This is a genomic window from Streptomyces sp. NPDC060184, from assembly GCF_042728795.1.
GTDB lineage: Bacteria > Actinomycetota > Actinomycetes > Streptomycetales > Streptomycetaceae > Streptomyces.
The window spans coordinates 20,294-40,336 of the sequence record NZ_JBHWYX010000029.1; the positions used below are offsets into that span (position 1 = coordinate 20,294).

Sequence of the window (20,043 nt, forward strand, 5' to 3'; positions counted from 1 at the left end):
ACCACGTGCGGGTAATGGGCCGGACCGATTCCGCCCGACGGGCGCACGGACCGGCCGTGCCCGGCGGATGACCGGACGCGACCGGAGTGCGCGAGGAAACGCGCACAAACGTGTGATGAAGGGATGAGATGCGTCTCTCGCCGGGCCGCGGACATCATCCGGGGCGCGCCCGTCGTTAACCTGGTTGACCCGCTGTCGCCCGTTCTGGAGGTCCCGCCGTGTCCCCGTCCGTTCTGTTGGCCGCCGCCCCGCCGACCGGGTCGGGAGGCTCGCTCGACGAGGCCGCCCGGCAGGCCGGCGACGCCGCGGGCTGGGTCGAGCAGAACTGGTCCACCTGGCTGAACACCGGTCTGCGCATCATCCTGATCGCCGCCGTGGCGATCGTGCTGCGCTACCTGATCCGGCGCGCCCTCACCAATCTGATCGAGCGGATGAACCGCAGCGCCCAGGCCGTGGAGGGCACCGCCCTCGGCGGGCTGCTGGTCAACGCCGAGCGGCGCCGCCAGCGTTCGGAGGCGATAGGTTCCGTGCTCCGGTCGGTGACCTCGTTCCTGATCCTGGGCACGGCGGCGCTGATGATCCTGGGCGCCTTCGAGATCAACCTGGCGCCGCTGCTGGCCTCCGCCGGTGTCGCCGGTGTCGCGCTCGGTTTCGGCGCGCGCAACCTCGTCACCGACTTCCTCTCCGGCGTCTTCATGATCCTGGAGGACCAGTACGGCGTGGGCGACACGGTGGACGCGGGCGTCGCCTCGGGCGAGGTCATCGAGGTGGGGCTGCGGGTCACCAAGCTCCGCGGCGACAACGGCGAGATCTGGTACGTCCGCAACGGCGAGGTGAAGCGGATCGGCAACCTCAGCCAGGGCTGGTCCACCGCCGGTGTCGACGTGACCGTCCGGCCGACGGAGGACCTGGACCGGGTGCGCGCGGCCGTCTCCGCCGCCACCGAGGTCATGACGAAGGAGGAGCCGTGGAGCGAGCGGCTCTGGGGCCCGGTGGAGATCCTGGGCCTGGACGCCGTCCTGCTGGACTCGATGACCGTACGGGTCTCCGCGAAGACCATGCCGGGCAAGGCGCTGGCCGTGGAGCGCGAGCTGCGCTGGCGGATCAAGCGGTCGCTGGACGAGGCGGGCATCAGCATGATCGGCACGGTGCCGCCGCAGCCGGAGGGCGAGTCGAAGGCGGACCCGACGGCGGCGATGGCCGCCCCGTCCGCGTACGCCTCGACGACCTCGCCGCAGTCGCTCGCCGCGACGCCGCTCACCCCGCCGGGCATCAGCAAGTAGCCGGTGTTCCGGCACACCGCCGCCAGGGGGCTTCCGCGCAGGACGCGGAGGCCCCCTTCCGTGTTTCCGGGCGGCTTCCGCGCGCCTCCTCCGGGTAACGCTTTCGTTGCCCCGCCGCCTCGCCATTGACGCCCCGGGAGCGGACGCCTACCTTCCTCTCACCGGATAGGAAACTTTCCTAACAGAGAGCGGACCCACCTCCATGGCAGGAACCACCCCCGGCACCGGCGTGCCCGGCACCCCCCGGCTGCTGCGCGCCATGAACGACCGTGCCGCCCTCGATCTGCTGCTGGAGCTGGGTCCGCTCTCCCGTACCCGGATCGGGAAGCTCACCGGGCTGTCCAAGCCGACCGCATCGCAGCTGCTGGCCCGGCTGGAGGCGGCCGGGCTGGTGCGGGCCACCGGCACCACCGAGGGGCGCCCGGGGCCCAACGCGCAGCTGTACGCGGTCAACCCGGAGGCGGCGTACGTGGCCGGGCTCGACGTGAACGCCCAGCGCATCGTGGCCGCGGTCGCCGACGTCACCGGCACGGTGGTGGGCGAGTTCGAGCTCCGTACCCCGGGCCGGGGCGCCCAGAGCGCGGCCGGCCAGGTCGTCCGGGCGCTGGACGGCGCGGTGGAGCGGGCCGGTCTCGACCGGTCCGCGGTCCACCGGTTGGTGGTCGGTACCCCGGGCGCCTTCGACCCGGGCACCGGCCGGCTGCGCTACGCCTCGCACCTGCCGGGCTGGCACTCCCCCACCCTGCTCGACGAACTGGCGGCGGCGCTGCCCATGCCCGTGGAGTACGAGAACGACGTGAACCTGGTCGCGGTGGCCGAGCAGCGGCGCGGGGCGGCCCGGGGCCACGACGACTTCGTCCTGCTCTGGAACGAGGAGGGGCTCGGCGGTGCGCTCGTCATCAACGGCCGGCTGCACCGGGGGTTCACCGGCGGCGCCGGGGAGGTCGGCTTCCTGCCGGTGCCGGGCACCCCGCTCGTACGCCAGGTCGTCAAGGCCAACAGCGGCGGCTTCCAGGAGCTGGCGGGCGCCCAGGCGATCCCCCGGCTCGCCGCGTCGCTCGGCATCGACAGCCCGCAGCAGCCCTACCCGGAGGTCGCCGCCGCCCTGCTGACCCGTGCCGCCGCCGCGTACGGCGAGGACGAGCGGCTGACCGAGCTGCTGCGGAGTTACGCGCAGCGGCTCGCCACCGGGCTCGCCTCCCTGACGGCCGTGCTCGACCCCGGGCTGATCGTGCTGGCCGGCGGGCTGATCTCGGCCGGCGGCGAGCGGCTGCGCGCGCTGATCCAGTTGGAACTCGCCGAACTGGCCGCCTCCCGGCCCCCGCTCGTCCTCGCGGAGACCGTCCGGCTGCCCGTCCTGCGCGGCGCCCTGGAACGGGCCCTCGCGGACACCCGCGACGAGGTGTTCGACACCTCGCGCCCCTGAACCTCCCGCACTCCGTACCGCTGTTGCCTCTCCTTCACCGTCTTCAAGGAGCTTCGCCATGCGCAGAAACAGCCTCACCACCGCCGCCGTCGCGGTCGCCGCGATATCCGCCCTCGCCACCGCCTGCACGGGTCAGTCGGAGAGTGGCGCCACCGACGACCCGAACGCGAAGACCACCATCAACTTCTGGCACGGCTGGAGCGCGCCGTCCGAGGTCAAGGCGGTCCAGGACAACGTCGACCGCTTCGAGAAGGCCCACCCGAACATCAAGGTGAACGTCGTCGGCAACATCAACGACGACAAGCTCAACCAGGCGCTGCGCGCCGGGGGTTCGAACGGTCCGGACGTGGTGTCGTCCTTCACCACCTCCAACGTCGGCAAGTTCTGTTCGTCCGGGGCCTTCGCGGACCTGACGCCGTTCATCGAGAAGTCGAAGCTGGACCTGGAGAAGACCTTCCCGAAGGTGCTCCTGGACTACACGCAGTTCGAGGGCAAGCGCTGCTCGCTGCCGCTGCTGGCCGACGCGTACGGGCTCTACTACAACAAGGACGCCTTCGAGAAGGCCGGGATCACCTCGCCGCCGAAGACCCTCTCCGAGTTCGCCGCGGACGCGAAGAAGCTGACGGTCACCAAGGGCGACGGCTACCAGCAGCTCGGCTTCATGCCGACCTTCCACGGCTACGAGTCGGTCGCCGACCACTACCTGGGCTCCTGGGACCACACGTATTTCGACGCGGACGGCAAGTCGAACATCGCCAAGGACCCGGCCTTCGCCGAGATGTTCACGTACCAGAAGAAGCTGGTCGAGGACCTCGGCGGCTACGACAAGCTGGAGAAGTTCCGCGGCTCCTTCGGCGACGAGTGGGGCGCCAAGCACCCGTTCCAGACCGGCCAGGTCGCCATGCAGCTGGACGGCGAGTGGCGGCTCGGGATGGCCGAGGAGGCGGGCACCGACTTCGAGATCGGGGTCGCTCCGATGCCCGTCGCCGACGACGAGGCCGACACCTACGGCAAGGGCTTCCTCTCCGGCACGATCATGGGCATCGCGCCCGCCAGCAAGAAGCAGAACGCGGCGTGGGAGCTGGTCAAGTTCATGACCAGCGACACGAAGGCCGTCGTCGACTTCGCCAACGGCATCAAGAACGTGCCCTCCACCTTCGAGGCGCTGAAGTCGCCCGACCTGAAGTTCGACCCGCGCTTCAAGACCTTCCTGGACATCGCGCAGAACCCGCACTCCAACACCCCGGACGGGGCCGTCAACGGGGCCACGTACCAGCAGACCCTCCAGGACTTCGGCTACCAGTACGAGAAGGGCTCGGTGAAGGACCTCCAGGCCGGTCTGGAGAAGACCGCCGCGCAGATCGACACCGACATCGCCAAGGCCAGGTAGCCCGCGATGACCACGTACACACTCCGCTCCAAGCGCCGCAGGTCGGCGCTGCGCACGGTGGCGTTCCTGTCGCCCTGGCTGATCGGCTTCTGCTTCTTCTTCGCGTACCCGATGATCTCGACCGTCTACTTCTCCTTCACGAAGTACGACGGGTTCGGGGCGCCGGTCTTCGACGGGCTGACGAACTGGACGTACGTCTTCACCGACTATCCGATGTTCTGGCCGTCGCTGCGGAACACCCTCTGGCTGGTGGTCGTCATGGTCACCTGCCGGGTGGTGTTCGGCCTCGGCGTCGGGCTGCTGATCACCCGGATCAAGACCGCCACCGGGCTCTTCCGCACCCTCTTCTACCTGCCCTACCTCGCGCCCCCGGTGGCCGCGACCCTCGCCTTCGTCTTCCTGCTCAACCCGGGGACCGGGCCGGTCAACTCGGTCCTCGGCGACCTCGGGCTGCCGACGCCCGGCTGGTTCAACGACGCGACCTGGTCGAAGCCGGCGCTGACCATGCTCGCGGTCTGGGGCATCGGCGACCTGATGGTGATCTTCATGGCGGCGCTGCTGGACGTACCCGTCGAGCAGTACGAGGCGGCCGAGCTCGACGGTGCCTCCGCCTGGCAGCGGTTCCGCTTCGTGACCCTGCCGAACATCTCGCCGATCGTGATGTTCGCCGTGGTCACCGGGGTCATCCAGGCGATGCAGTACTACACACAGCCCCTGGTGGCGGGGAAGGTGGCCTCCGGCGTGATCGGCGGCTCAGGACAGTCCTTCGAGCCCGGCTACCCCGACAAGTCGACCCTGACCCTCCCCCAGCTCGTCTACAACCTCGGCTTCCAGCGCTTCGACTACGGCTCCGCCTGCGTCGTCGCCCTGGTCCTGTTCGCCCTGGCCATGGCCTTCACCGCGCTGCTGATGCGGGGCCGCAACAACCTCGTCCAGGCCGGTGACTGACCCATGACCCAGCTGCTCGACACGCCCGGCACCACGGCCGGGTCCGCCCGCGGCGCACGCACGGCCGCCGAACGCACCGCCCGCCGCACGGCGTTGCTCCAGTGGATCGCGGTGCACGCGCTCGGCGTCGCCGCCGCGCTCTTCTTCGTCCTCCCGCTGGTCTTCGTCGTGCTGACCTCGCTCATGAGCGACCAGCAGGCGCTGACCCGCGACCTCACCCCCGACACCTGGGAGTGGGAGAACTACCGGCGGGTCTTCGACACCCCCGGCTTCCTCACCTGGTGGCGCAACACCCTGCTCTACGCCGGGGCCGGCACCGTGCTGACCGTGGTCTCCTCGGTGCCCGTCGCCTACGCGCTCGCGAAGTTCCGCTTCACGGGCCGCAAGCTGTCGCTGATGCTGGTCATCTCGATGATGATGCTGCCGCCGCAGGTCGTGATCATCCCGATGTACCTGTTCTGGGCCAAACAGGTGGACCTCTCCGGCACGCTCTGGCCGCTGATCATCCCGATGGCCTTCGGCGACGCCTTCTCCATCTTCCTGCTGCGCCAGTTCCTGCTGACCATCCCGGACGAGTACCTGGACGCGGCGCGGATCGACGGCTGCGGCGAACTGCGCACCCTGCTCAGGGTGGTGCTGCCGATGGCGAAGCCGGGCATCGCCGCCATCGCGCTGTTCCAGTTCTTCGCCGCCTGGAACGACTACTTCGGGCCGCAGATCTACGCCTCCGAGAACCCGGCCGCCTGGACGCTCAGTTACGGCCTGGAGTCCTTCAAGGGCGCGCACCACACCGACTGGAACCTGACCATGGCCGCGACCGTTCTGGTCATGGCCCCCGTGATCGCCGTCTTCTTCTTCGCCCAGAAGGCATTCGTCGAGGGCGTCACACTGACCGGAGTGAAGGGCTGAAATGAAGCTCGCAGTAGTGGGTGGCGGGTCCACCTACACCCCCGAACTGATCGACGGGTTCGCCCGTCTGAGGGACACCCTGCCGATCGAGGAGCTCGTCCTCGTCGACCCGGCGGCCGACCGTCTCGACCTCGTGGGCGGCCTCGCCCGGCGGATCTTCGCCAAGCAGGGCCACCCCGGCACCATCACCACCACCTCCGACCTCGACGCGGGGGTCGAGGGCGCCGACGCGGTCCTGCTCCAGCTGCGCGTCGGCGGACAGGCCGCGCGCGACCAAGACGAGACCTGGCCGCTGGAGTGCGGCTGCGTCGGCCAGGAGACCACCGGCGCGGGCGGCCTCGCCAAGGCGCTGCGCACCGTGCCGGTCGTGCTGGACATCGCCGAGCGGGTCCGCCGCACCAACCCGGACGCCTGGATCATCGACTTCACCAACCCGGTGGGCATCGTCACCCGGGCGCTCCTCCAGGCCGGCCACAAGGCCGTCGGCCTCTGCAACGTGGCGATCGGCTTCCAGCGGAAGTTCGCGGCGATGCTCGACGTCTCCCCCGCCGAGGTGCACCTCGACCACGTCGGGCTGAACCACCTCTCCTGGGAGCTGGGGGTGCGCCTCGGGGGCCCGGACGGCGAGAACGTACTGCCGCGGCTGCTGGCCGAGCACGGCGCGTCCATCGCCGCCGACCTGCACCTGCCGCGCGAGATCGTGGACCGGCTCGGCGTCGTCCCCTCGTACTACCTGCGGTACTTCTACGCGCACGACGAGGTCGTCCGGGAGCTCGGCACCAAGCCGTCCCGGGCCGCCGAGGTCGCCGCGATGGAGAAGGAACTCCTCGCGATGTACGGCGACCCGAAGCTGGACGAGAAGCCCGCGCTGCTCGCCAAGCGCGGCGGCGCCTTCTACTCGGAGGCCGCGGTCGACCTGGCCTCCTCGCTGCTCGGCGGGGGCGCCGCCACCGTCCAGGTGGTCAACACCCTCAACAACGGCACCCTGCCGTTCCTCCCCGACGACGCGGTGATCGAGACGCAGGCCCGGGTCGACGGCTCGGGCGCCGTCCCGCTCGCCGTCCCCGCGCTGGACCCGCTGTACGCCGGGCTGATCGCCCAGGTCACCGCGTACGAGGACCTGGCGCTGAAGGCCGCCCTGCACGGTGGCCGGGACCGCGTCTTCAAGGCGCTGCTCGCCCACCCGCTGGTCGGGCAGTTCGAGTACGCCGAGGGCCTCACGGACCGGCTGATCGCGCACAACCGGGAGCACCTCGCGTGGGCCTGAACGCTTCGGTCCTCGCCATCGACGCGGGGAACAGCAAGACCGACGTGGCACTGATCGGCGGGGACGGCACGGTGCTCGGCACGGGCCGGGGCGGCGGTTTCCAGCCGCCCGTGGTCGGCATCCCCGCCGCGCTGGACGTGCTCGCCGCCGCCGTGGCGGGGGCGTTCGCCTCGGCCGGCGAGCAGGCCGCCCCGGTCGCGCACGTCTCCGCCTGCCTCGCCAACGCCGACCTCCCCGTCGAGGAGGAGGAGCTGGCGGACGCGCTGCTCGCACGCGGCTGGGGCAGCACCGTCGAGGTCCGCAACGACACCTTCGCCGTACTGCGCGCCGGGGTGGACGAGCCCCGGGGCGTCGCGGTGGTCTGCGGCGCCGGGATCAACTGCGTGGGCATGCTCCCGGACGGCCGTACCGCCCGGTTCCCCGCCATCGGCCGGATGTCCGGCGACTGGGGCGGCGGTTCGGGGCTCGCCGAGGAGGCGCTCTGGTTCGCCGCCCGCGCCGAGGACGGCCGGGGCGCGCCGACCGAGCTGGCCCGGGAGCTCCCGGCGCACTTCGGGCTGGGTTCGATGTACGAGCTGATCGAGGCGCTGCACCGGGAGCACATCCCGTACGAGCGCCGTCACGAGCTGACCCCGGTGCTCTTCGCGACGGGCGCGGCGGGGGACCCGGTGGCGCGCGCGGTGGTGGACCGGCTCGCCGAGGAGGTCGTCGTGATGGCCTCGGTGGCGCTGGACCGGCTCGGCCTTCTGAAGGAGCACGTTCCGGTGATTCTCGGCGGGAGCGTGCTCGCCGCGCGCCACCCGGACCTGGACCGCCGGATCGCCTCGCTGCTGGCGGCCCGCGCACCTCGGGCCGAGATCCGCGTGGTGGCCCAACCACCCGTCCTGGGGGCCGGGTTGCTGGGCCTGGACCACACGGGGGCGGCGCCCGAAGCGCACGCCAGGCTGCGCGCGCGGTACGCCTGAGGGGCGCGCCGGGGAGACCACCGCCCGGTGCCGGACCCTCGGCTCCCCGGCTCCGCCGCCCGGGACGGCCCCGGCGCGCGGGAACCGATCACCTGCGCCGATCGTGTTCACAGCGGGGGCGGTCCGGTCATGGCCGTGAAGGTCCAAGTCCGGCGCGAGATCCGGGTATTCCTGGTGGATGCCCGTCGCTGCGGCCATACTTCAGCCCGGGCGCCACTCCCCCGACCGGCCGGGGGCAACGGCGCCGTCAGTGACCGAGGGGGAAGCCGAGTGACACACCCGCCGATCGGGGGCCCGCCGCGACAGCACGGAGCGGCGCCGGTCTCCGGCGTGCCCGCCCAGCGGCGCGGGGCGGCATCCGCGCTGGCGGGGCGGCTGCGCGACGCGGCGACGACGGAGCCGGGGCGGCTGCGGCTCGTCGGAGCCGTACTCGCCCTGCTCGTCGTGGCGTTCGGGGCGGTGACCGCCGTGGAGGTCTCCGGGCGGGCCGCCGCCGCGGACGACGTGGTGAGCCGCAGCCAGCCGCTGAGCGCGGACGCGGCGGCCGTCTACCGCTCGCTCGCCGACGCGGACACCATGGCGGCGAGCGGGTTCCTCGCGGGCACCGAGGAACCGGAGAACATCCGCGCCCAGTACGAGAAGGACATCCTGAACGCGTCCCGGCTGCTGGTGAAGGCGGCGGCGAACACCTCGGCCACCACCTCCTCGGGCCGCGAGATCCGCACGATGAACGAACTCCTGCCGGTCTACACCGGCCTGGTCGAGCGGGCCCGCGCCAACAACCGCCTCGGACTGCCGCTGGGCGGCGCCTACCTCCGGTACGCCAACCAGAAGATGAGCGGCGAACTCCTCCCCGCCGCCGAGCGGTTGTACACGGCGGAGACCGGCCGGCTCGACGCCGACCAGCGCGACGCCCGGCAGTGGCCGCTCGTCGCCCTCGCCGCCGGGATCGTGGCCCTGGCCGTGCTGGCCTGGGCCCAGCGGCGCGACTACCGCCGGACCAACCGGGTCTTCAGCCGCGGGCTGCTCGCCGCGACGGCCGCGACCGCCGCCGCGCTGGTCTGGCTCGCCGCCGGGCAGGCCCTGGCCAGGACCGAGCTGCACCACGCGATGGCGGACGGCCAGGCCTCGCTGGACGTGCTGAACGGCGCGCGGATCGCCTCCCTCAAGGCCCGCGCCAACGAGAACCTCACCCTGGTCGCCCGGGGCGCGGTGCTCACCGCGGACGGCTCCGCCGACCAGTACCAGACCGACTACACCGCGGACATGGACGCGCTCCGCACCGAGCTGGGCAAGGCGGGCGCGCTGGCCGACGACGACCTCGGGAGCACCCCGGTGAAGACGGCCACCAAGAGCGTGACGGAGTGGCAGAAGCGCCACGCCGACGCCCGGGAGACCGACGACGGCGGCGACTACGAGGGTGCGCTCGCCCTGGTCATCGGGGCGAAGGGCTCCACCGGCGAGTGCTTCTCGAAGGTGGACGCCGCCCTGGAGACGGCCCTGGCCCACGAGCAGAGGCAGTTCGACGCGGCAGCCGGGAAGGGCCGGGGCGCCCTGGACGGGCTGGCGGTCGGGGCGGGCGTCCTGGCGGTGCTGGGAGCGGTCGCCGCGCTCGCCGGGACCGGCCGGAGACTCGGGGAGTACCGGTGAACGCGGTCGGACCGGCGGGAGAGCCGGCGGGGGCAGGAGCGGTGGGAGGGGGAACGATGGCACGGACCCGGACCGGCGGGGGCAGGCTGCGCGGCTGGGGCGGGGTGGCGGCCATGGCGGTGGCCTGCGTGCTCACCGCCCTGTTCGCCCTGCCGCCGCTGACGCACGACACCGCCGGCTCCCCCGGCGGCGACACCGGCCCGGGGACAGCGCGGGCCGCCCAGGTGCGCGCCGACACCTGCGACAGGCCCGAGGCGAGCCTGCCGCCCTCCCGGAACGACGGCCCGGGCGTCCGGCGGATCAAGGAGCGCGGCAAGCTCATCGCCGGGGTGGACCAGAACAGCTACCGCTGGGGGTACCGCAATCCGGCGACCGGGAAGCTGGAGGGCTTCGACATCGACCTGGTCCGGGCCATCGCCCGGGACATCCTCGGCGACTCCTCCAAGGTGGTCTTCCGGGCCATCCCGACCAGCCAGCGGATCGCCGCGCTGGAGAGCGGCCGGGTCGACGTGGTGGTGCGGACCATGACGATCAACTGCGCCCGGCTGAAGCAGGTCGCGTTCTCCACCGCCTACTTCCGGGCGGGCCAGCAGGTCCTCGCCCCGGTGGCCTCGGACATCACCGGCTACAACGCCTCGCTGCGCGGGAAGCGGGTCTGCACCGCCGAGGGCTCCACCGCGTACGAGGCCCTCAAGAAGCAGTCGTACGGCGCGGTCTTCGAGGACGCGCACGACGGCACCGCCGCGGACGAGGACCGGCTGACCGTCCCCAGCCAGCTCGACTGCCTGGTGCGCCTCCAGCTCGGCGAGGTGGACGCCGTGGTGACGGACAACGCGCTGGCGGCGGGACAGGTGGCCCAGGACCCGACGGTGGAGCTCAAGGGCGGCCCGTTCACGACGGAGTACTACGGCGTCGCCGCCAAGCTCGGCTCCGACGACCTGGTGGCCCGGGTCAACCAGGTGCTGGCGGACTACCGCGGCGGCGGTGCGGACAGCCCGTGGATGCGCTCGTACCGCACCTGGCTGGAGGCCGGACTGCCCGGCATCACGGCGCCCCCGGCGCCCACGTACCGGAGCAACTGATCCCGGCGGGCCCACGGGCCGTCGGGGAGAGCGGAGAGGTGAGCGATGGGCGTCGCGGGACCCTTCCCCGGCTACGCGGCAAGGCCCCCGGGACCGGTCATGGACCGGGACGAGGCGGACCGTGCGCTGGCCCGGCTCGGCGCGGAGCACGAGGCGATCGAGACCTCGCTCCTCGCCCTGCAGGACCACGCGGGCCGGCGCCTCCTGGAGGGTGCCGACCTGTCCGGGGTGACCAAGGAGCGCTGGGCCACCACCGAGCATTCGATCACTCTGCTCTGGCAGTACTTCGACGCGTACGCCGGCGCGCTCGGTGAGGCGCGCGCGGTGCGCGCCCGCAGGCGGCACCCCAACCGGGACGACCTGGAGACCCTCACCGGGCTGCTCCGGGGCCGGGAGATCACCGTGGCGCACGGAGCGGTGGCGCCCGATCCCTCGGTCACCGGACCGGCCCGGCTGGCGACCCGCTTCTCGCTGGAGGAGCTGGTGGCCCGGATGAACACGCTCTACGCGCGCTCCCTGGACATGGTGGTGGCCTCGGACTCGGTCTGGTCGGCGCTGCCCGCCCGGATCGACCTGCTCGCCGCCGAACTCCACCGCACCCGTTCGCTGGCCCACTCCGTGGGGGTCCGGCCGGGCGAGCACCCGTCCGGCGACGACCTGGAGTCGATCACCCAGGAGCTGGCAGGACTGCGGGCGCAGGTCATCGCCGACCCGCTGGCGTTCTGGCTTCCGGGCTCCGGCAGCACGGCGCCGGGCGGCGGTCGCGCGGACACCACGCGGTACGACCGGGCGGCCCGCGCGCTGGAGGAGGTACGCCGGGAGATCGAGGCGGTCCTCGCCGTCCGGCAGGACGCCGAACACCGGCTCGCACGGCTGCGGGACGTGCTGTCGCGCGCGGACCGCACGCTGGCCGAGGCGCGGGTCGCCCGGGTCGAGGTGCTGGCGAAGATCGCCGCCTCGGAGGTACCCGCCGTCAGCGGCCCGCCGACCGCGCTCCAGGAGCGGCTGGCCGCCGCCTCCGAGCACCGCAGGCACGCCCGCTGGCACCGGCTCCCGCCGCTCCTGGAGCAGTTGGAGCGGGAGGCCGAGGAGGAGCTGCTGCGCGCCCGCGAGTCGCTGACCTCGGTCACCGCGCCGCTCGCCGTGCGGGCGGAGTTGCGGGGCAGGCTCGACGCGTACCGCGCGAAGGTGGCGCGGCACGGGCTCGCGGAGGACCCGCTGCTGATCGAGCGGTACGACGCGGCCCGCCGGATGCTGTGGAGCGCGCCCTGCGATCTGCGCGTCGCCGGGCAGGCGGTGCTGCGCTACCAGCACGCGGCCACCGAGATGATGGCGCCGGGCCGGACGTCCTCGCCCGAGGACGTCCGGCCCCGCGACGAGGGGGAGACACGATGAGTACCCGGTGCCAGCGCCCCACGTGCGAGGGCTCCTACGAGGACATGGGCGAGGGCGAGCTGTACTGCGACACCTGCGGTCTGGCCCCCGTCGTCTCCCCGAACGGCATGGTCGCCTCGCCGCCCACCGGCATCGCGGGCGGCGCCCTCGCCGTGCGCGGCGCCAACTCGGCTTCGTCACCGGCGGGTTCGCGCGCCTCGGGCCGGGCCTCCTCGCGTTCGTCGACCTCGCGGCGGTCCGTCTCGGGCCGCCTCTCGCGGGGGTTGTCCGGCGGGGCGGGGACGGTGCCGTCGGTGTCGGTACGGGCCTCCGGCGCCTCGGGCGGCTCCTCCGGCCGGGGGCGGCTGGGCGCGGGCCTGGTGCAGGTGCCGGACGTGCCGCGCCCCGATCCGCGCGCGGCCGTGATGGCGAACCCCGAGGTCCCCGAGCGGAAGCGGTTCTGCTCTCGCTCGGACTGCGGGGCGCCGGTGGGCCGGGCACGCGGCGACCGGCCGGGCCGCACCGAGGGGTTCTGCACCAAGTGCGGGCACCCGTACTCCTTCGTGCCGAAGCTGCGCGGCGGCGACGTGGTGCACGGCCAGTACGAGGTGGCGGGCTGCCTCGCGCACGGCGGGCTCGGCTGGGTGTACCTCGCGGTGGACCGGGCCGTCTCGGACCGCTGGGTGGTCCTCAAGGGCCTGCTGGACACCGGCGACCAGGACGCCATGGCGGCGGCCATCTCGGAGCGCCGCTTCCTCGCGGAGATCGAGCACTCCAACATCGTGCGGATCTACAACTTCGTCGAACACCTCGACCAGCGGACGGGTTCGCTGGACGGCTACATCGTGATGGAGTACGTCGGCGGCAAGGCCCTCAAGGAGATCGCCAACGACCGCCGCACCCCGTCCGGGAGGCGCGATCCGCTGCCGGTCGAGCAGGCGTGCGCGTACGGGATCGAGGCGCTGGAGGCGCTCGGCCATCTGCACAGCCGCAACCTCCTCTACTGCGACTTCAAGGTCGACAACGCGATCCAGACGGAGAACCAGCTCAAGCTGATCGACATGGGCGCCGTGCGCCGGATGGACGACCAGGAGTCGGCGATCTACGGCACGGTGGGGTACCAGGCCCCCGAGGTCGGGGAGGTCGGCCCGTCGGTCGCCTCCGACCTGTACACGGTGGCGCGGACCCTCGCGGTGCTCACCTTCGACTTCCAGGGCTACACCAACGTCTTCGTGGACTCGCTGCCGGACCCGGAGAACATCGACGTCTTCCGGACGTACGAGTCCTTCTACCGGCTGCTGGTCCGCGCCACCGACCCCGACCCGGCGCGGCGTTTCGCCTCGGCGGAGGAGATGGCCGAGCAGCTGACGGGGGTGCTGCGGGAGGTCGTCTCGCTCCAGTCGGGCCGCCCGCGCCCGGCCCTGTCCACCCTGTTCGGCCCTGAACTACGGGTGACGGACACGGAGTTGTTCGCCGAGCTGACCGGCGACGTCTCCCGCCTCGGCGGCCGTGGCGCGCGGGCGGGGGGACGGGCGGGACGCCCGAGGCGACGCGGGAAGTCCGCCGCGGGGGCCGAGGCGGGCGCGGTGGCCCCGGGCGCGGTGGCTCCGGGCGCGGTGGCTCCGGGCGCGGTGGCTCCGGCGGTGGCGGCGGCGCTGCCGGCGGGTCCGGGGCCGTACGGCGCCGTCCCCCCGGCCCGTACAGGGTACGCGGCGCCGTCCGGATACGCCCAGCCGTCCGGGTACACGGGGGCTCCGGAGTACGGCCGGCCCTCCGGGTACACGGGGGCTCCGGAGCACGCCCAGCCGTCCCCGTACACCCCGCCGGGCGGGTACCAGCCCTCGGCGGCGGCCCTCGCGGCCCCGCCCACCCACGCGAGCGGGTCGGCGGGCGGCCGTCCGCCGGCCGGCGGGGCGTCCCCGTACGTGCCGTCGCAGCCGGCGGCTCCGGCGTACGCCCACCCGGCGGCGGCCGTCGCGGTCCCGCCGTCCGGGGCGGGTCCGGCACCGTCCGGGACCGCGCGGTGGCTCGGCGGTGTCGACGCCGGTGCCACCGCGCTCGCCCTGCCGGTGCCGCGCGTCGACGCGAGCGACCCCAACGCCGGTTTCCTCGCGGGGGTGATGGCGGCGGCCCCGCAGGAGCTGATCGGTGCGCTGCGCACCGTACCCGCCCCCTCCCCGGAGACCAGGCTGCGCGAGCTGCGCGCCCTGCTGGAGCTGGCGGAGTACGCGGCGGCCGGTCATGTGCTGGGCGAGCTGGAGGCCCGGCACCCGGACGACTGGCGGGTGGTCTGGTACCGGGGGGTCGTCTCCCTGGTGACCGGTGACCGCGAGCGCGCGGCGCTCTCCTTCGACGCGGTGTACGACGCGTTCCCGGGCGAACCTGCACCCAAGCTGGCGCTCGGCGTCTGCGCCGAGGTGCTGGGGCAGTTGGACAACGCCGCCGACTACTACCACCTCGTCTGGACCACCGATCCGAGCTTCGTCAGCGCCGCGTTCGGACTGGCCCGGGTGCGCTTCGCCGCCGGGGACCGTACGGGTGCCGTACGGACGCTGGAGTCGGTGCCCGCCGCGTCGATCCACTTCACGGCCGCCCGGGTCGCCTCGGTCCGCGCGCGGCTGCGCGGACGCGACCCGGCGGAGCCGCTGGCGGACGACCTGGCCGCCGCCTCGGACCAGATCACGGCGCTGGCCGGGCTGGGGCTGGACGCGGTGCGCCGCGAACGCCTCTCGACGGAGGTGCTGGGGACGGCGCTGGACTGGGTACTCTCCACAGGACCCGCCCGTCCGGCCGCGGGGCCCGCGCCCTTCGGGCCGGGCGCGCGGAAGCTGCTCGGCAGCGAACTGGACGAGCGGGGGCTCCGGTTCGGGCTGGAACGCGCTTATCGGATGCTCGCCAGGCTGGCTCAGCAGGGCGACGAGAGGATCGAACTGGTGGAACGGGCCAACCGTTTCCGCCCCCGGACGTGGGTGTGAAGATGTCACAGATCCACCAGCAGGCGGCTGCTCTGCCGACGTGCCCCAGCTGCGCGGAACCGCTGGAGCCGGCAGACCTGTTCTGCGGCGCCTGCGGCTACGACCTGTCGGCCGTGCCCGAACGGCCGGGCGACCGGCCGACGATGGCGATCACCACCCCGCCTCCGCCCCCACCGGCGGCACCACCGACGCCACCGGCCCCGCCCGTACCGCCCGTACAGCCGCCTCAGCCGGCTCCCGGGGCGGCTGGGGCGGCTCCCGCTCCGGTCCAGTGGCCGCCCGCGTCCGAGACCGACACCTCGGACCGGCCCGCGCCCGTCCACCGTCCGGCCGATCTGCCGGGCCTGGACTCCGCGGGGCACCCGCTGTACGCCGGTGCGGCGGCTCCACCCTCCGCACCCGCCGCGCCGGTGGCGCCGCCCGCCGTGCGCCACGACGACCGGGCGGTACCGGGACAGCGCCCCGACCCCGGCTCCCCCGAACCCGGCCACGGCTCGGGGGACTTCGAGCTGGCGGCACCGGGGGCCGTACCGGGGCCCGTTCCGGAATCGGCACCGGGGTCCGTTCCGGGGTCCGTTCCGCCGGGTGCGGGCGCCGCGGCGGGCGTGCCCGCCACCGACCCGCGTGCGCCCGGGTCCGCCGCGACGCCCGCGGCCGGTACGAGCGCCCCGGGCGGCACCGGGCTCTGCGTCGCCTGCCGGGCGGGCCGGGTGGACACCGACGGGTACTGCGAGACCTGCGGCCACGCCCAGCCGCGCGAACGCGACCACATGGAACGGGAGCTCGGCGCGGTGGCGGCGGTCAGCGACCGCGGTCTGCGCCACCACCGCAACGAGGACTCCTTCGCCGTGTCGACGACGGCGCTGCCGGACGGTTCCCCTGCCGTCGTCGCGATCGTCTGCGACGGGGTGTCCTCCGCGCACCGGCCCGACGAGGCGTCCGCCGCCGCCGCACAGGCCGCCGACGCGTCCCTCCTGGAGTCGCTGCCGCGCGGTACACACCCGCAGCAGGCGATGCACGACGCGATCGTCGCGGCCTCCCGGGCGGTCAACGCGCTGGCCGGGGAGCAGGAGGGCGCGGCCGAGCACGATCCGCACCGCCACCAGAACGCCCCGGCCTGCACCCTGGTCGGCGCGGTCGTGGCCGCCGGTCTGCTGATCGTCGGCTGGGTCGGCGACAGCCGCGTCTACTGGGTTCCGGCCGACCGCACCCAGCAGCCGGCCCGGCTCACCGAGGACGACTCCTGGGCCGCGCAGATGGTGGCGGCGGGCCTGATGAACGAGGAGCAGGCGTACGCGGACGAGCGGGCCCACGCGATCACCGGCTGGCTCGGCGCCGACGCCTACGAACTCGACCCGCACACCGCGGCGTTCAAGCCCGACCGGCCGGGCACGGTGGTGGTCTGCACCGACGGGCTCTGGAACTACGCGGAGTCCGCCGAGGAGATGGCCGCCGCCGTGCCCCGGGACGCGGGCGAACGCCCCCTGCACGGCGCCCGGGTGCTGGTGGGGCACGCGCTCGACGGCGGGGGCCACGACAACGTGACGGTGGCGCTGCTGCCGTTCACCGTGCCGCCCGCCGGGGCACACTCCGGCTGACGGATTCCGGGCCGCTCCCGGCTGTCGCCCACCGCTCGCCACCGCTTCCCCGCCCGGTCGCCGACCGTCCACCGCACGCCCGTACCCGTCCCTCCGGTGAGGCATCGAGGAGCCGCTCCATGGCCAACTTCTCCAAGTCGCGAGCGCCGCGGTTCTCCGTCGACGTGTACCAGAACAGCTACCTCCCCGAGGGGGGCCGCGAGGTCAACGCGATCGTCACGGTCACCTCCACGGGAGGCGGCACGACGGGTGGGGTGCCGCTCGCCGGGAACACGTCCGCGTCGAACATGGCGGTCGTGCTGATGGTCGACTGCTCCGGGTCGATGGACCATCCGCCGACGAAGCTGCGCAACGCCCGGGACGCCACCGCGGCGGCCATCGACACCCTGCGCGACGGCACCCGGTTCGCGGTGGTGGCCGGGACGCACGTGGCGAGGGACGTCTACCCGGGCAACGGGGGGCTCGCCACGGCGGACCGCCTGACGAAGGCGCAGGCCAAGGACGCGCTGCGCGGACTGAGCGCGGGCGGCGGCACGGCGATCGGCACCTGGCTGCGCCTCGCCGACCGGCTGCTCACCACCGCGGGGGCGGATCTGCGGCACGGCATCCTGCTGACCGACGGGCGCAACGAGCACGAGGCGCCGGAGGATCTGCGGGCGGCCCTGGACGCCTGCGCGGGCCGCTTCACCTGTGACGCCCGGGGCGTCGGCACCGACTGGGAGGTGAAGGAGGTCACGGGCGTCGCCTCCGCCCTGCTGGGCACCGCCGACATCGTCGCCGACCCGGCCGGGCTGGCGGCGGACTTCACGCGGATGATGGAGAACGCCATGGGCAAGGAGGTCGCGGACGTGGCGCTGCGGCTCTGGACGCCGGTGGACACCGAGATCCTCTTCGTGAAGCAGGTCGCTCCGTCGGTCGCGGACCTGACCGGGCGCCGGACGGAGGCGGGGCCGCGCGCCGGGGACTATCCGACGGGTTCCTGGGGTGACGAATCCCGCGATTATCACGTGTGCGTCAGGGTTCCCCAGGCCCGGATCGGCCAGGAGATGCTGGCGGCGCGGGTCTCCCTGATCCTCCCCGCTCCCCCGGGCGGGGGCGCTCCACAACCGCTCGGGCAGGGGCTCGTACGGGCGGTGTGGACCGACGACCTGGTGGCGTCCACGGCGATGAATCCGCAGGTCGCGCACTATACGGGCCAGGCCGAGCTGGCCCGGGTGATCCAGCAGGGACTCGACGCCCGCAAGGCCGGGGACCTGAACGGGGCGACCGCGAAACTGGGGCGCGCGGTGCAGCTCGCGGCGGTCTCCGGCAACGAGGACACCGCGAAGCTGCTTTCGAAGGTGGTCGACGTGGTCGACGCTGCGACAGGTACTGTGCGACTGAAAGCGAAGGTCGCGGAAGCGGACGAGATGACACTCGAAACGCGCTCCACCAAGACCGTTCGCGTCAAGAAGTAGCAAGAGAACGACACAGACGAAGCCGAGCGACAGAGTCGTCCGCACGGCCGAGGGCGGACCCTCCGCCCCGCCGCGCGCACGGCGATCGACGAGCATGACGGCCCCCTGGGCCGGACGAGGAGAGGGGGAAGCGCCGACATGCCGACCTGCCCGAACGGACACCAGTCGGGTTCCGAGGACTGGTGCGAGGTCTGCGGACACCGCATGGCCGGAGCCCGTCCGCCCGGTGCCGTGCCCCCGCCTCCCCCTCCGCCGCCGCCCGCGCCCGGGTACGGCTATCCGCAGGGCCCCGGTCCCGGCGGTCAGCCGACCGCGGGCGTCGAACTCTGCCCGCAGTGCCGCACCCCGCGTGAGCCCGGGGCGCCGTTCTGCGAGGAGTGCCGGTGGAACTTCCTCACCAACACGGCCACCTCGTACACCCCGCTGGCTCCGCAGCCCGGCGCCGGTGGCGGCCCCGTGCCCGGTCTCAACCTGCCGCCCGGCTTCCAGGCGCAGCCCGGCCCCCGGCAGGCACCCCAGGGCCCGCAGCCCCAGGGCCCGCAGTCCTCGGGCCCGCAGTCCCAGGGCTCGCAGCCTCCGCAGCAGCGCGACCCCTTCGAGTACCAGGGCTCGCGCCCCTCGCAGCTGAACCGCCCGGCGGAGCCGCTCGTACCGGACCGCGACGGCCGGCAGGCGCCCCCGAGCGGCTTCCAGCAGGGGCCGCCGCCCTCCTCCTTCCAGCAGGGACCGCCGCCTCCGGCCTTCCAGCAGGGCGGACCCGGACAGCCGGGCGGGCAGCCGGGCGGACAGCCGGGCGGCCGGCCGCCGTTCCCGCAGGGCGGGCAGCAGCAGTTCCCCGGCCACTCCGGGCAGCCGTCCTTCCCGCAGGGACAGCAGAACCAGCCGGGACAGCAGAACCAGCCGGGACCGCAGAACCAGCCGGGTGGGCCGGGACCGCAGCAGGGTGGTCAGCAGGCCGGCCGGCAGGGTCCGCCGGCCGGGTTCCAGCAGGGTCCGCCGTCGTCGTTCCAGCAGAGCGCGCCGCCCGTACTCGGTCCGTCCGCGCCCGAGGCCGACGACTGGATGCTGCCGCCGCCCTCGCAGGGCCCGGCAGGGGCGCAGGCGGGTGCCCAGGCGCCGCACGCCCCCGCGCCGCACCAGCAGCCGCCGCACGCCTTCCAGCAGCAGAGCCCCCAGGGGGCCTTCCCGCCGCCGTTCCCCGGTCAGGGCGGCTTCCCCGGCGCACAGGCGGGTCCGGGCGGGCAAGGCGCCCAGGCGGGTCCCGGCGCGCCGGGCGGCCAGGCGGGTCCCGGCGGGCAGGAGCCGCCGCGGCCCACCATCTGGACCGCGGTGATCGCACCGGACCGCGACTACTTCCTGGCGATGATGCAGCGCAGCGGCCCGGAGGCGACCGGGCTGAACCTGCCCGCGTACTCCCCCGAGCAGCACCTCGAACTCGCGGGCAGCCAGGTCACCATCGGACGCCGCCGCCATTCCACCGGCGAGTCGCCCGACATCGACCTGGCGGTGCCGCCGGAGGACCCGGGCGTCTCGCACCAGCACGCGGTCCTGGTGAAGCAACCGGACGGCGGCTGGGCGGTGGTGGACCAGAACTCCACCAACGGCACCACGCTGAACGGCGCCGAGGACCCGATCCAGCCCTACGTGCCGGTCCCGCTCCAGGACGGCGACCAGGTGCACGTCGGCGCGTGGACGACGATCACGGTCCGCCGGGGCTGA

The 20,043-nt window shown here is 73.8% G+C and carries 14 protein-coding genes; all 14 read left to right on the forward strand.

Annotation, left to right across the window (positions count from 1 at the left end; genetic code table 11):
* Positions 1-218 precede the first annotated feature (218 nt).
* The 14 genes from ACFWEE_RS19990 to ACFWEE_RS20055 all read left to right on the forward strand — a co-directional run bounded on the left by ACFWEE_RS19990 (position 219) and on the right by ACFWEE_RS20055 (position 20,043).
* Positions 219-1,283, forward strand: a complete 1,065-nt coding sequence (locus ACFWEE_RS19990; RefSeq protein ID WP_386890772.1) for a mechanosensitive ion channel family protein — start codon at positions 219-221, stop codon at positions 1,281-1,283.
* Between the two features lie 202 nt (positions 1,284-1,485).
* Positions 1,486-2,709 (forward strand): ROK family protein, encoded by a 1,224-nt coding sequence (locus ACFWEE_RS19995; RefSeq protein ID WP_386890773.1) that lies wholly within the window; start codon positions 1,486-1,488, stop codon positions 2,707-2,709.
* A gap of 58 nt (positions 2,710-2,767) precedes the next feature.
* On the forward strand, positions 2,768-4,099 hold the full coding sequence (locus tag ACFWEE_RS20000) for an ABC transporter substrate-binding protein (protein ID WP_386890774.1): 1,332 nt from the start codon (positions 2,768-2,770) through the stop codon (positions 4,097-4,099).
* Positions 4,100-4,105: 6 nt separating this feature from the next.
* Positions 4,106-5,047, forward strand: coding sequence for a carbohydrate ABC transporter permease (locus ACFWEE_RS20005; RefSeq protein ID WP_386890775.1), 942 nt, complete (start codon positions 4,106-4,108; stop codon positions 5,045-5,047).
* 3 nt (positions 5,048-5,050) lie between these two features.
* Positions 5,051-5,956, forward strand: a complete 906-nt coding sequence (locus ACFWEE_RS20010) for a carbohydrate ABC transporter permease (RefSeq protein WP_386890776.1) — start codon at positions 5,051-5,053, stop codon at positions 5,954-5,956.
* Position 5,957: 1 nt separating this feature from the next.
* Positions 5,958-7,223: a 6-phospho-beta-glucosidase gene (locus tag ACFWEE_RS20015; protein WP_386890777.1), complete on the forward strand. Its 1,266-nt coding sequence runs from the start codon at positions 5,958-5,960 to the stop codon at positions 7,221-7,223.
* Entirely contained in the window at positions 7,214-8,188 is a 975-nt protein-coding gene (locus ACFWEE_RS20020; protein WP_386890778.1) for an N-acetylglucosamine kinase, read from the forward strand. The genes ACFWEE_RS20015 and ACFWEE_RS20020 overlap by 10 nt, the downstream gene beginning before the upstream one ends.
* Positions 8,189-8,458: 270 nt before the next feature.
* Positions 8,459-9,838 carry a hypothetical protein gene (locus ACFWEE_RS20025; RefSeq protein WP_386890780.1) on the forward strand — a complete coding sequence of 460 codons (1,380 nt, stop codon included), beginning with the start codon at positions 8,459-8,461 and terminating at the stop codon, positions 9,836-9,838.
* A gap of 56 nt (positions 9,839-9,894) precedes the next feature.
* Entirely contained in the window at positions 9,895-10,920 is a 1,026-nt protein-coding gene (locus tag ACFWEE_RS20030) for a glutamate ABC transporter substrate-binding protein (protein ID WP_386890782.1), read from the forward strand.
* A 45-nt stretch (positions 10,921-10,965) separates the two neighbouring features.
* A complete protein-coding gene (locus tag ACFWEE_RS20035) occupies positions 10,966-12,315 on the forward strand; it encodes a hypothetical protein (RefSeq protein WP_386890783.1) in 1,350 nt (449 codons plus the stop codon).
* Positions 12,312-15,269 (forward strand): tetratricopeptide repeat protein, encoded by a 2,958-nt coding sequence (locus tag ACFWEE_RS20040; RefSeq protein WP_386890785.1) that lies wholly within the window; start codon positions 12,312-12,314, stop codon positions 15,267-15,269. Before ACFWEE_RS20035 ends, ACFWEE_RS20040 begins: the two co-directional genes overlap by 4 nt.
* Positions 15,270-15,271: 2 nt before the next feature.
* Complete coding sequence (locus tag ACFWEE_RS20045; protein ID WP_386890786.1) at positions 15,272-16,867, forward strand: PP2C family serine/threonine-protein phosphatase; 1,596 nt, start codon at positions 15,272-15,274, stop codon at positions 16,865-16,867.
* Between the two features lie 119 nt (positions 16,868-16,986).
* A complete protein-coding gene (locus tag ACFWEE_RS20050; RefSeq protein ID WP_386890787.1) occupies positions 16,987-18,324 on the forward strand; it encodes a VWA domain-containing protein in 1,338 nt (445 codons plus the stop codon).
* A 138-nt stretch (positions 18,325-18,462) separates the two neighbouring features.
* Positions 18,463-20,043, forward strand: a complete 1,581-nt coding sequence (locus tag ACFWEE_RS20055; protein WP_386890789.1) for an FHA domain-containing protein — start codon at positions 18,463-18,465, stop codon at positions 20,041-20,043.